The 14,391-nt window shown below is 45.6% G+C and carries 8 protein-coding genes; 7 read left to right on the top strand and 1 reads right to left on the bottom strand.

Going from position 1 to position 14,391, the window contains the following annotated elements; genetic code table 11:
* Positions 1-4: 4 nt before the first annotated feature.
* A complete protein-coding gene (locus EXU57_RS00705) occupies positions 5-3,217 on the bottom strand; it encodes a SusC/RagA family TonB-linked outer membrane protein (protein ID WP_133266245.1) in 3,213 nt (1,070 codons plus the stop codon).
* Between the two features lie 330 nt (positions 3,218-3,547).
* Here EXU57_RS00705 and EXU57_RS00700 point away from each other — a divergent pair, with 330 nt between their 5' ends.
* The 7 genes from EXU57_RS00700 to EXU57_RS00670 all read left to right on the top strand — a co-directional run bounded on the left by EXU57_RS00700 (position 3,548) and on the right by EXU57_RS00670 (position 14,153).
* Positions 3,548-4,258, top strand: a complete 711-nt coding sequence (locus EXU57_RS00700; RefSeq protein ID WP_133266244.1) for a FadR/GntR family transcriptional regulator — start codon at positions 3,548-3,550, stop codon at positions 4,256-4,258.
* A 151-nt stretch (positions 4,259-4,409) separates the two neighbouring features.
* Positions 4,410-6,719: a chondroitinase-B domain-containing protein gene (locus EXU57_RS00695; RefSeq protein ID WP_133266243.1), complete on the top strand. Its 2,310-nt coding sequence runs from the start codon at positions 4,410-4,412 to the stop codon at positions 6,717-6,719.
* Between the two features lie 8 nt (positions 6,720-6,727).
* Positions 6,728-8,866: a heparinase II/III family protein gene (locus tag EXU57_RS00690; protein WP_243745469.1), complete on the top strand. Its 2,139-nt coding sequence runs from the start codon at positions 6,728-6,730 to the stop codon at positions 8,864-8,866.
* 1,156 nt (positions 8,867-10,022) lie between these two features.
* Complete coding sequence (locus EXU57_RS00685; protein WP_133266241.1) at positions 10,023-10,907, top strand: alpha/beta hydrolase; 885 nt, start codon at positions 10,023-10,025, stop codon at positions 10,905-10,907.
* Positions 10,908-10,954: 47 nt separating this feature from the next.
* Positions 10,955-11,965, top strand: coding sequence for a coagulation factor 5/8 type domain-containing protein (locus EXU57_RS00680; protein ID WP_133266240.1), 1,011 nt, complete (start codon positions 10,955-10,957; stop codon positions 11,963-11,965).
* Positions 11,966-12,099: 134 nt separating this feature from the next.
* Complete coding sequence (locus EXU57_RS00675; protein ID WP_133266239.1) at positions 12,100-13,389, top strand: MFS transporter; 1,290 nt, start codon at positions 12,100-12,102, stop codon at positions 13,387-13,389.
* Between the two features lie 11 nt (positions 13,390-13,400).
* Entirely contained in the window at positions 13,401-14,153 is a 753-nt protein-coding gene (locus tag EXU57_RS00670) for an SDR family NAD(P)-dependent oxidoreductase (RefSeq protein WP_133266238.1), read from the top strand.
* Positions 14,154-14,391 lie beyond the last annotated feature (238 nt).

Genomic DNA, 14,391 nt, shown 5'->3' with positions numbered 1-14,391 from the left:
AGATTTAAAAATTGATGTCTAAGCCAAATAAGATAGTGCGCGGCATAGGAAAACCGCCTCTTTGGTATCCATCAATTAATGGGGTAGCGTAATTACCGCTGGTGTTCCTGGCTTCGGGGTTGATGCCCCTGTAGTTGTTTGCCCAACGCATATAAGCATTCTGCACCGAGCAATACAATCTTGCAGAGCTCAACCGTGCAGCCTTAGATAATGACTCGGGCAGTTTGTAACCAAAGATGATTTCGCGTAAGGCGATGTAGGAACCATCTTCTACAACGTAATCGGTGAGCATCCAGTCGAAACCACTGGTGAAATAGGGTGTTTTACCGTCCCCGGGGGCAAGCGCACTTACCCACCTGTTGCCATTGTTGTATTTACGATTGTACTTGCGGGACTCGTTATAGAAAGCATCACCGTTAATTACGTCAACTCCCTGGACACCTTGTATCAGAAAGCTCAGGTCGAAGTTTTTGTAATTAAAGCTATTGTTTAAGCCAAAGGTGAACTCAGGAAATGGCGATCCGATATTTGTCCGATCAGCCGGGTCAATCTTGCCATCGTTGTTCAGATCCTGGAGTTTTATACCACCGGCGGTAAAGTAAACAGCCGGGTTTGCAGTTCCCTTATCCTTTGCTCTTGCAGCATCAGCGTCGGCCTGCGACAGCCAGACACCGTCAGTTTTATAACCCCAGAAGCGGATGGAAGGGAAACCTACAGCTGTGCTGTATGCCTCGTTCCGTTCGCCGGTACTCAGCTGGAAAGCTTCACCACCGAACTCAAGTAACTTGTTCCTGTTACGTGCAAGGTTTGCCGTTGTGGTCCACCTGAAGTTGCTTCTTCTGAAGTTATTCGAGGTCAACTCGAACTCAATTCCGTTGTTTTGAATCCGCCCAATGTTGTTCCATGCCTGGTTTGCACCGGTAAAGCCCATCACAGCCTGCCTGAGCAAAAGGCGATCAGTTTTAGATTGGTAAACCTCTGCAGATAAACTAACCGCGTTATTTAGTATGCTTAGGTCAGCCCCGTAATTGTATTGAAAAGTACGCTCCCAGGTGATGTTCGGATTGGCAAGAATTTCCCTCGAAGGCAACTGGCCTGAAGCCACCGTTCCTGTTCCGCTGCCATAAGCATAACTGGATGCATAAAGCAGATCGACAAATGCAAAATCAACTATACGATTGTTACCCGTTGCGCCATAACTCGCCCGGAGTTTCAACTGCGATAACCAGTCGATATCCCTCATGAAGTTCTCTTTGGAAACGACCCATCCTGCAGAAACAGAAGGAAAATTACCCCACTTGTTCCCCGGCGCAAAATAGGAGCTTCCATCCCGCCGGAAACTTGCCGAAAACAGGTAGCGGTCCTTAAAGCTGTATGTTGCCCGTCCAAGGTAAGAGATCAGGCCAATGTTGTTTTGTAAAGTGTAGGTGCCCTGCTGGTTACCGGATGCATCAACACTGGGTTGTACAATCTGTAGGGCCGTATTCAGTGTTCTGATGTTATCGCTGGGGAAGTTTGTCGCCTCCGTTCTCACCGACTTAATATTTGTCTTCTGCGCGGTAAAGCCGGCCAGGGCAGTAAATGAATGATCCCCTACCCGCTTAACATAGTTGAGTGTATTTTCCGACAACAGGTCTACGAACAACCGGTTGGTATAGATGCCACGGTTGATGTCTCCCTGCCGGTTATTGTTGGTCTGCGCATAGTCCAGGCCATCAGCGTAGGTAACATAAACACTTCCGGTTGTTTTCAGATCAAGGCCTTTTGCAAGATTAAAGGTAAGGTCACCACTACTCAACACCCGGTACTCATCGGTATTGATATCCCTGGTTTCCATTACAGATTTGGGATTGTTGTTACTTGATGCAAACGGATCAGTTGCTGCGGTATTGGTCCAGGTGCTACCGTCGGGCATAAGACCGCTGTAGACCCGCCCGTTAAAATGACCAACCTGTGCCCAATCACCAGGCCTGATGTTCGGCGAGTTTACGAATGCGGCACTTGCATCGGTGTGCCGTGCCGGCATAAAGGAAGGGAAACGAACAAAATCGATATAGCCTACCGCAGGTCGTTCACGTTTGGTGTAAGTAGGATTGATGTTCAGGTTCAATTTAACCCGCTTACCCAACTCTGTTTCCATTTTTGCACGAAGGCTTAGTTTATCATAACTGCTGTGGTACATTAAACCATCATCCTTATTATAGCCACCGGAAATAAAATATTTGATATTGCTTCTTCCACCTGAAACATTCATTTGAACGTTGGTTACATTAGCTGTACGCAATGCCTCTTTTTGCCAATCGGTTGGCACCCCACCCATAATGGTGTTTTCAATTACGTATTGCGCCCGCTCCTGTGCAGTAATCCTGTTCTTTTGTGTGGCCGGAACAGAAGGATCATCTGCCCGAAGTGCCGCTTCGTTAAACAACAGGGACACATAATCAGAAACCGTCATCATGTCCTGGGTCTTATAAGCTGTTTTAACCCCGGAAGAAATTTTTACCCCATAGCGTGTCCGATCTGTTTTGGCGCTTTTCGTTGTAACAAGGATTACCCCACTTGCTCCGCGAGAACCATAGATCGCTGCGGAGGCCGCATCTTTAAGCACCTCAACCGACTCAACATCCGCCATGTTTACAAAAGCAAGTCCGTCTGGTACCGGGTGTCCATCAACAACAACCAGCGGATCTGATCCTGCATTGATCGAACTTAAACCCCTAACCCTGATGCGTGGATTTGCACCAGCCTCAGAGGTGGTATTCTGAATTTGAACCCCTGCGATCTTACCCTGTAACGCCTGGTCGAGACGGGCAACAGGTGCTTCATCCATCCGGTCGTTGCTGTATTTCGAAACCGAACCCGTAACATGAGATTTCCGCTGGGTACCATAACCAACAACTACTACATCGTCAAGCGTAGACTGCGCCGGCTGAAGCGTAACATCAATGGTACTTCTACCGCCAATGGGGATTGTTTGTGTTGTAAAGCCAACATAAGAGACCACCAGGGTACTGGTTTTGTTGTTGACACGAATGGTGAAAGTTCCATCTCCCTGGGTAATGGCAGAAGATGACTTCTGATCTGTCAGGATACTCACACCAGGTAATGGCTGTCCCTTGTTATCGAGAACTTTGCCGGTGATTTGTTTCGTTTGAGCAAACAGCATCCCAGACACCAACAAAAGAAAGATTGCCAGGAGGGGTCTTTTCAATTTCATAATGACAAGTTTTAAAATTTTCGATCCTCGTTAAAAACAAAATTAAAAGTATACTTTTTGGTCTACCAAAATCAAAGTGGTAGAAAATATATTTATTCAAAGCCAATTCTAATGTCTTAATCGGTTAATAATGAAAACGTTATATTAATAAACATTTTTTTCAGCCAGAATTTATTTGGTCGACCAATTTTAAGTTGCTTATTTTACAACGGTTACAACGCGCTTAAACCAGCCAATCTCACTGATGTATTTGTACATCAACTTTCTATTGTAATCACCAAATCGCACTGCTAACAAGCCAGACCACGTACATCAACGAAAATTGAAAACATGGATCATGTATTGGAAAATTTAAAGGAGGTAGTTGCCACCAAGCCTACCGACATTATTATTCAGCAGGTGAAAGACTTGCTGATGTCGGGACAACTAAAACCTGGTGATAAGTTGCCGCCGGAGCGAAAATTATCTGAAAAGTTTGGGGTCGGACGCACCCATGTACGGGAAGCAATCAGAAAGCTCGAGTTCTATGGGATTTTAAAGACCCGTCCGCAAAGTGGGACCTACGTTGCAAGCATAGGCATATCAGCTTTAGAGTCGCTGATTGCGGACGTATTAAAAATTGATGGTTATTCTTTTCTTTCTTTAGTGGAAACAAGGGAGGTACTGGAACTGTCGTCTGTTTTTCATGCGTGCGAACGCCACAATGAAGAAGACATCAGGCTACTGGAGAATTCACTCAACGACTATATTGTAAAAGCCGAGAAACATGTTACGGCAGTTGAAGAAGACCTCATGTTTCACCTTACCATTGCGGACCTTGGGAAAAACAAGGTTCTAAAATCGATGCTGCTGATCATCATCCCGGATATAATTGCGAGCTACAACGTATTTAATGTTTGTCAAAGTTCAACAAACAAAGCACTTGAAGAACATCGCATCCTTTATGATCAGATCAAAAAACGGGATGCTGAAGCGGCCGTCCAAACCATGAAGGAACACCTTAAGGGGGTAATGACCTTTGCCAGGTCAATCATCCAGTGATGCTTTGTCGCGATCGCTGACGATACTTTAATCCCGAATCTTTAGCTAGAGCAAGTGATCTTGATACGTTTACATAAACTAGGCTACCGTCCTGATCTAAGGAGCCTGGTCTGAAAAACGAAACGATTGCATTTTCTTAGAATTTGAGCCAATGAAAATTACTTCTTCAATTCTTTTCTTCCTGCTGTTTGCAGCAAACGCATCTGCTTACTCCGATGTTGCGGGCCTGGTAAAAGCGGTCAAAACGGCGAAACCCGGGGACACGCTAATGCTGGACAACGGCACATACAAGGATGCTCAGCTCGTGCTCGTCGGAAAAGGTGCCCAGGGGAGACCCATAGTAATCAAAGCGCAAACAGCCGGTGGTGTTAAGCTAACCGGCAATTCCTATCTAAAACTGGGTGGCGAATACCTGGAAGTTTCGGGTTTTCACTTCACCAACGGATTTACCAAAGAGCCGCCGGTGATTGAGTTCCGGGAAAACAACCAGAACCTTGCAAATCATTGCCGGGTTACCGGTTTTGTAATCGACGACTACAGTAAGCCGGATAGATTTGACACAGACAGTTGGGTCGTTTTATGGGGCAAAAACAATCGCCTTGATCATTGTACAATAGGAGACAAATTGAACGGGGGGACGACACTGATCGTAAACCTTGACGACGAAAGAAGCAGGGAAAATCACCACGTTATCGACAGCAACTATTTTGCGGGTCGCCAGCGCCTTGGTTCAAATGGAGGTGAAACCATCCGGGTGGGTGTATCCCGCTACTCACTCACCCCATCACATACACGGATTGCCTATAACTACTTTGAACATGTAAATGGTGAAGTGGAGATCATCTCCATCAAATCAGGAAGCAACCATGTTGTAAACAACACTTTTTATGAGTGCGAAGGCGGTGTAGTTCTTCGTCACGGAAGCAAAAACATCATTGAGTCCAATTTATTTATTGGTAACAATAAACCGTATACCGGAGGCATCAGGGTAATCAACCCGGGGCACAAGGTATTCAACAACCTTTTGATCGATTGTGCGGGCGACAGGTTCAGGTCGGCTTTCGGTGTTTTGAATGGTGTTCCAAATTCGCTGATTAACCGTTACTACCAGGTGACGGATGCCGATATTTACAACAACAGTTTTATCAATTGTAAAAGCATTTTGTTTGGTGCAGGCAAAGATGCCGAACGAACACTCGCGCCTAAAGATGTTACTTTCACCCGCAACTTCATCAGTACACAAAACCGCATGCTCTTTGAAGACGCGAACAAAGATGGAGGTGTTCGATTTGAAGCAAATTCGTTTGTAGCAAACCTAAACACAGTAGTAAAAGGCTTTCAACCTACGACTGGCAAACCAGTGAAATGGAATGATTTGACCGTGATGGTACCCGCAAATAAAACAGGTGTGGACCTTTCGCGCTTATCGAGAATGACGGCAGAAAGTACAGGGGCCTCATGGTACCGCCCGGCTGTGAAACCGTCGATCAACCCGGAGACCCATAAGGTTACCGCGTCCCGAAGTAAAGAGCTTCCTTTAATCATCTCAAGAGCCAAACCGGGCGACATCATTGTGCTCTCCCCGGCAGATGTTCCTTATGAGCTGGACAAGGAAATCATTATTGACAAGCCCATTACCATTAAGGCAGAAGATAGTACAAGAAAGGTGGAATTTGTAAACGTTGCCGAGAAGAGCCTGCAAGCTTTTATTACGATTGAAAATGGCGCCTTGCTTACATTGTCGGGAATCAAGTTTAACGGGGCATACAAAAGTTATGGCGATGTAAATGCGGGCATTGCAACATCTGCAAAAAAGCCCATGAACCAGCACTATACTTTGCAGGTAAACAATTGTGAATTCTATAATTATAATGAGGGCTCGCAAAGCGGTATCAAAGCCACTAAAAGCACCTTTGCCGACCTGGTAGTTGTAAGCAATTGCCTGTTTAGAAATATTTCAGGAACAGGTATTGATTTCTCTGCTGAAAAAGAGGACAAGGGTATTTACAATGTTGAAAGGATCGAAATCATTAAAACCGCATTTAGTAACATCTTAGGGACTGCCATCGTCGTTTATCGCGGCGGTAATGACGAAAGCACAACCGGCCCTTCCGTTATAATTGATCACTGTGTTTTTAATGAAGTCAATAACATGGAACAGGGTTCCGTGGTTAAACTGCTGGGAGCACAGGAGGCAACGATTACCAACTCCATATTTAGTAAAAGTGGCCAGGGCGGCAGAACCATATGGTTTGAAGAAAATAGCTGGGACAAACTGCGGGTGGATTACACCAACTTCTACCAGTCCGGGCGTGTGCAAAGTTTTTACAACAGGGTTCTCGGAAAAAACATCTTCAACACCGACCCCCAGTTTGTTGACCCTGCGAAATACAACTTCGGGTTGAAACCGACAGCTAATTTACTCCGCAAAGGAGCTAATGGTAAAACACCCGGTATATAATGAAGAGAATGAAATTAATCCTGATATGGTGCCTGCTTGTTGCTGGCTTCTTCGGAAACGCAGCCGCCCAAAGCAAACATCCATCCATTATGCTAACAGCCAAAAATGTGGCGGCTGTTCGGCAGGGTATAAAGCAATACCCGTTGCTCCAATCATCCTTTAACGATGTTGAAGCTGCTGCCGATGAAGCACTGAGGCTCCCGATAGAGGTACCGGTTCCAAAAGATGGTGGCGGCGGCTATACGCATGAGCAACATAAACGAAACTACCAGAACATTCTCGCTTGTGGAGTAGCCTACCAGATTACAAGGGATGCACGTTATGCTGCCTACGTGGAAGATATACTGTTGAACTATGCGGGTCGATATGAAAAATGGCCGCTGCATCCTAAGCGTAAAGAAAACCACCCGGCTGGTAGGATTTTCTGGCAAAATCTTAATGACTGCGTATGGCAGGTTTATGTGATACAAGGCTACGACCATGTTTATGATTACCTGACCCCAGCCAAAAGAAAGATTATCGAAGAAAAGTTGTTTTCACCGATCGTAAAATTTTTTACCGTTGACACCTATGACGTTTTCAACCGGATACATAACCATGGTACCTGGTCGGTTGCAGCCGTTGGCATTACGGGGTATGTGATGAACAGACCTGAGTGGGCCGAAATGGCGCTACGTGGGTCGGGTAAAGATGGCAAAACCGGTTACCTTATGCAGTTGAACCAGCTGTTCTCACCAGACGGTTATTACAATGAAGGACCATATTATCAACGATATGCCCTACTGCCCTTTATTGTTTTTGCCAGGGCAGTGCAGCAATACCAGCCACAATTAAAAATCTTTGAACACCGGAATGGGGTGCTTGCAAAAGCTATTCATACCTGCCTTCAACTGACCTACACCAATGGATCATTTTTCCCTTTTAACGACGCAATAAAGGATAAGACCTTCGAGAGCGAAGAACTGGTATACGGGGTGGACATTGCATATGCCGACATTCAAGCTGCTGCGGATCTTTTAGACGTAGCGAAGCAACAAAAAAGAGTTATCATTTCTGATGCGGGCTTAAAGGTAGCTGCTGATATCCATGCAGGTAAGTCTAAACCCTTTGTGTATAAGCCAACATGGATCAAAGACGGAAATGAAGGCAATAAAGGCGGTGTTGGTATTCTACGTACGGGACCAAATGCTGACCAGCAGTGTATTGTTTTTAAAGCGGCTTCGCAGGGCATGGGACATGGGCATTTCGACCGGCTAAACTTTTTGTACTACGATAATGGTGGCGAAGTTATTACCGACTATGGGTCAGCAAGGTTTATAAATATAGAAACAAAAAGCGGTGGTGATTACCTGCCTGAAAACAAAAGCTGGGCAAAACAAACCATTGCCCACAACACGGTGGTCGTCGACAAGACCTCTCACTTTAACGGTAACGTAGATAGCGGTGAGTTATACCATCCAAACCTGGTATACTTCAGTCCTCGTGCCGACATGCAAATAGTCTCAGCAACCGAAGAAAATGCCTACAGTGGCGTTAAGCTGATGAGAACAATGGGACTGGTTACAATGGCGGGTTTTGAGAAACCGCTGATGATCGATGTATTTAAAGTGTCGTCGGAAACTGCACATGATTATGATTTGCCTTTCTGGTATGCGGGACATATAACCAACGCGCCGCTGAAGATGAATACCAACAAGACCAGGCTTGAGCCACTCGGAAGCGATAATGGCTATCAACACATCTGGCTAAATGCAACGGGCACGGCAACAGGCACAGGGTCGGTAACGTTCTTAAACAATAAGCGTTTTTATACCAACAGCTTTTTAGCCGACAGTAGCACCCGCATCAACTTTGTAACCCTCGGCGCCAATGACCCCAACTTCAACCTGAGAAGTGAGAAGGGATTTATCCTTTCGCCTCCGAAAAAGAAATCGCACACCTTTATCTCATTGGTTGAGTCACATGGCAAAACAAACCCGGTTGCTGAAACAACGTCGGGCTTTACCGGGAGTATACGATCAATAAAGATGATTACCGACCGGGATGATAGTACGGTATTTGAATTTGAAGCAAACGGCAAAACGCATCGGGTCAGCTTGCAATATGGTGACAAGGACAAATTTTTTACACTAAGCGGCGGGAGGTGATTGGTTGATAGGTTGAGTAGTTGATAAGTTGACTGGTTGAGAAGGTGATAGGTTGAGTAGTTGATAGGTTGAGTAGTTGATAAGTTGATAGGTTGACTGGTTGATAGGTTGAGTAGTTGATTGGTTGATAAGTTGACTAGTTGATAAGTTGATTGGTCAGTTGAGTGCAGGAAACTTGTTTAGTGCACAAGTTTTTTTCATTTTACATCTTTCATTTTGCATTTTTTAAACCGCGGAGAACAAGAGAAGCAGAGATTGGCGCAGAGTGCGGGGTGAAGTTGATAGGTTGATAAGTTGACAGGTTGATTGGTTGATAAGTTGACTAGTTGATAAGTTGACTAGTTGATAAGTTGATTGGTTAGTTGAGTGCAAGAAACTATGATTATTGCAGCGGATAGGTTTTTCATTTTACATTTTTCATGTTGCATTTTTTAAACCGCGGAGAACAAGAGAAGCAGAGATTGGCGCGGAGGGGAGTTAAGTTGATAAGTTGACTGGTTGATTGGTTGATAAGTTGACTAGTTGATAAGTTAACTAGTTGATAAGTTGATTGGTCAGTTGAGTGCAAGAAACTTTGATTATTGCAGTGGATAGGTTTTTCATTTTACATTTTTCATGTTGCATTTTTAAAACCGCGGAGAACAAGAGAAGCAGAGATTGGCGCAGAGGGGAGTTAAGTTGATAAGTTGACTGGTTGATTGGTTGATAGGTTGAGTAGTTGATAAGTTGACTGGTTGAGAAGGTGATAGGTTGACTGGTTGATAAGTTGATAGGTTGACTGGTTGATTGGTTGATAAGTTGATAAGTTGACTAGTTGATTGGTCAGTTGAGTGCAAGAAACTATGATTATTGCAGCGGATAGGTTTTTCATTTTACATTTTTCATTTTGCATTTTTTAAACCGCAGAGAACAAGAGAAGCAGAGATTGACGCAGAGGGCAGGGTGAAGTTGATAGGTTGATAAGTTGAATGGTTGATAAGTTGAGAGTCAAGTGCAGGAAACCCGTTTAGTGCACAAGAGATTTTCATTTTACATTTTATCTTTTTCATTTTCAAGGGAGATTCTGCGGTACAAGAGTGCGACGCAACCGGGGCCACAACAAAGCTTTGCCGCCCGGTCCATAAAAAATATTTCTTCAGCAATACAACACCAGGCCATGTGCAAACTATTCTGTTTTTTTCTCGCATTATGTATCTCTGCTTCGATGTATGCACAGGATGATACTACCTATAAACCGGTGGAACTACCAGCAGGATTTTCGTCGCAGTTAGACGTTGTTTATACCAGGGTTGGTGATTGGGAGGGTAAGATGGATGTTTACCTGCCTACGCCAAAGGGAAAGCCCACTCCTGTAATTATAAACATACATGGTGGCGGCTGGAACCACGGCACAAGAGCATCGCAAACAGGGTTCAATACCTTTTTTAAAATGGGCTATGCAGTCGCGAATATCTCGTATCGCCTGACCGGAGCCGCTACCGCGCCTGCGGCTATCGAAGACGCAAGGTGTGCGCTGATCTACCTGGTTAAACGTGCAAAGTCATTAAACATAGATCCGGATAAGATTGTGGTCATGGGTGGTTCGGCGGGGGCTCACCTGGCATTAATGGCGGGTCTGCTTGAAAATGATCACCGTTTTGATACAAACTGCACGGGGGTAGAAAATATAAAAGTTGCCGCGATTGTAGATAAGTATGGGATAGCTGATGTTTGGGACTGGGGTTATGGTCCCCACATCACGAGCAAAAGTGCAACCAGGTGGCTTGGCGACAAGGCGAAGGATCAACAGTTTGCGGCAAGTGTTTCACCGATTACTTATGTTAAAAAGACGAGTCCGCCCACCTTTATTGTACACGGCGATGCTGATCCAACAGTTTCCTATCAACAATCTGTCGCGCTACATAAAAAGTTTGTAGAAGCGGGTGTAAAAACACAATTCATGACGATCGCCGGAGGGCAGCATGGTAAGTTTTCCAAAGAGAAGAATTCGGAATTGAATAAAGCCATAGCAGACTTTTTAAAAGGTCTCGGCATAATTTAGTTGCCCCCACGTATAGAACATCAACAAACAGCCTCATACAAACACACATGAACCTCTTATATCTTCTTGCCTTAACGTTATTGACCTCCTGTACAAAAAAGGGCGAATTGGACCCGATACCCTTTGTTCAGCCGAACACAAACATCGTGCGTGTTGCAACAGCTGCGGAACTCAAATCTGCCTTATTGGTCGCAAAGCCAGGTGATGAGATTATACTGGCAGACGGGTTGTATAGCGGGCGGTTTGTTATCCCCGCAGGGGTAAACGGAACATCCTCAAGCCCGATCATATTGCGCGGATCCCGGCAGGCAATCCTGGACGGTGGCTCCACGAGTACAGGCTATGTGTTACATGTACAATCAAGCTACTGGGTAGTCAAAGGTTTTACCGTAAAGAACGGGCTCAAAGGAATTATGGCAGATGGGGTCAACCATTCGTTGTTCGACAGCCTGTATATCACCAACGTTGGCGAAGAGGCACTTCACATTCGTAAGTTCAGTTCGTTCAATACCATTCAGCATTGCGAAATCACCTATGCCGGGTTGAAAACGCCGGACTATGGCGAAGGTGTTTATATCGGTACCGCAAAGTCGAACTGGGCCACCGTTACAAATGGCGAAATTGATCGTTGCGACTCGAATAAAATACTGAACAACAAGATCGGGCCTTTTATCGCCGCGGAGTGTATCGACATCAAAGAAGGCACAACAGGCGGCCTGATACGCGGCAACACGTTCGACTCACAAGGCATACAGGGTGCGAACAGCGCAGACAGCTGGATAGATGTAAAAGGCAACAACTACCTTATTGAAGACAACATCGGGAACAACGCCCAACCATCGGCATTGCTGGACGGCTACCAGGTAAACGTAGCTTATAATGGCTGGGGAAACAACAATGAATTTAAAGCGAATACCTGCAATGTGCATGCGGCCGGCCACGGTATTAATGTGCGGCTTAGTAGCAGCAGCGGAACAGCAACAGGCAATAAAGTGTATACCAGCAACCAGGTTAACGGTGCAGCTAAAGGCATTTCAAACATCCCACTGACCAACTAGCCTTATCGCCAGACCCTTCTTACGACCTAAAACGAAAAACCTACAGCAGGGAGTAATATAAGTTGAAGATGACAACCCCATTTGGAAGTCCGCTCCTATCCGGTGCGGTTGAATAAACGACACATCCATAGCATATGACAACAGTTAAAGGTCTTCGTTGGTACATTATCACCCTGATTGGTATTGCTACAATCATCAATTATATCGATAGAAGTGCGATCAACATCATGTGGCCGTATATCTATAAAGACTTTGGGATCACCGACGCGCAAAGCAAGCAGTCACTAGCTTACATTACGACCTTCTTTATGATTGCTTATGCCATCGGGCAAACGTTTACCGGCAAGATGATGGACGCCATCGGAACGCGATTGGGTTTCGTGGTATCAATTGTGGGCTGGAGTATATCAATAGCATTGCATGCGGTTGCGAGAACGCTTGCATCATTTACAATATTCCGCTTTTTTCTTGGCTTATTCGAAGCGGGTAACTGGCCCGGTGCCACCAAGAGCAATGCAGAATGGTTCCCGGTGAAAGAACGTGCAATCGCCCAGGGGATCTTTGGTGCAGGCGCGTCGCTTGGCGGCGTTGTTGCCGCCCCGTTTATAGCAGCGTTATATCTTGCGCTTGGTTGGCAAGGTACTTTCGCGGGTATAGCCGTGTTGGGTTTCATCTGGATTGTTCCCTGGCTCTGGATGAATAAAGCAACACCCGATAAACATCCCTGGATCACAAAAGCAGAGCAGGATCATATTCTTTCGGACCAACCTCGCACCGATGCCGCTGCACCTGAGGTTCAGGTATACAAATGGAAGGCTTTGTTACGGTTTAAACGGACCTGGAGTATTATTCTATCACGCTTTTTTATTGACCCGGTGTGGTGGCTATTTGTAACCTGGTTACCCACGTTTTTGAAAGAGCAGTTCCAGTTCGACATTAAACAGGTTGGTGCATTTGCATGGGTGCCATACCTGTTTGCAGCACTTGGAGGGCTACTCGGCGGATTTTATTCATCCTGGCTGATCAGGCGTGGAAAAGATGCTGCTGCGGCAAGAAGGTCGGCCATCCTGGTGGGTTCCGTTATCATGCTGCTGTCGTTGGTTGCTACGGTTTTTGTGCTCCAGGGTTTAAAAAACGAACCTGCAATGGCAATAGGCCTGATCTCTACTACCCTTTTTGGCTTCCAGTTTTTAATCAATAACCTGCAAACATTACCGAGCGACTATTTCCATGGTAAAAACGTTGGCACTGTCGCGGGCATGGGCGGAACATCCGCGGTGTTGGGAACACTGATCACTACCCTTGCTGTGCCTGTGCTGACCCAAACGAGCTATGTAAGCTTTTTTGTTCTAGCAGCCGTGCTGGTGCCATTGTCGTACATATCACTTTTAATATTCTCGGATAAAAAACCGGCTATTAAGTAAACTATCAATAAATGAAATTAACAAACAAGGTTGCAATTGTAACAGGCGGCGGGCGTGATATCGGCAAAGCCGTTTCCTTAAAGTTAGCAGCAGCAGGTGCTAAGGTTGTCTTGAATTATTTTGGTTCAGCGGAAAGCGCGACACATACGGTTGATGAAATAACATCGAATGGTGGCGAGGCGATCGCCGTAAAAGGCGACATGACCAAAAGTGAAGATGTAGCCTTATTGATTGAAGCATCAAAAAAGGCTTTTGGAAACGAGGTGCACATCTTGGTGAATGTTGTTGGAGGACTAGTTGCACGCAAAACACTCGAAGAAATGGATGAAGCTTTTTGGGATGGTGTAATCAACCTGAACTTAAAGACGGTGTTTTTACTGGCAAAACATGTTGTTCCGCTAATGTCGAAAGGTGCTACGATTGTAAACTTTTCGTCGCAGGCTGGCAGGGATGGTGGCGGGCCCGGTGCATCGGCATATGCAACCGGCAAAGGCGCTGTAACCACCTTCACACGTGGTCTCGCAAAGGAACTTGGTCCCAAAGGTATTCGGGTAAATGCGGTGTGCCCGGGTATGATTGCCACGACCTTTCACGACACGTTTACCAAACCTGAGGTGCGGACAAATGTGGCCAATTCAACACCATTACGCCGGCAGGGCGAAGCGAATGAAGTAGCGGACCTTGTTGTTTACCTGGCGAGTGACGAGGCATCGTTTATAACAGGCGCGAACATCGACATTAACGGTGGAACGTATTTTTCGTAAAAGGATTATCGGATTGCGGATTACGGATGGACGGCTTGGGCGGAATCAGTTGATTGGTTAATAAGTTGAAAGGTTGACAGGTAATGAGGCGTAGCAGTTTTCTAGTGGTCGGGGATGTTACTTTTTACTTTTTGCTTTTTACTTTTTATTTTTCTTCACCGCGGAGAAGGGAGAAGCAGAGAATTGGATTGCGGATTAGCGGATTGCGGATGGGCGGATTGCGGATGGACGGATTTGG

It is taken from the genome of Segetibacter sp. 3557_3 (assembly GCF_004354985.1).
Taxonomy (GTDB): Bacteria; Bacteroidota; Bacteroidia; order Chitinophagales; family Chitinophagaceae; genus Segetibacter.
This window is presented reverse-complemented; position numbering and strand designations above follow the sequence as displayed.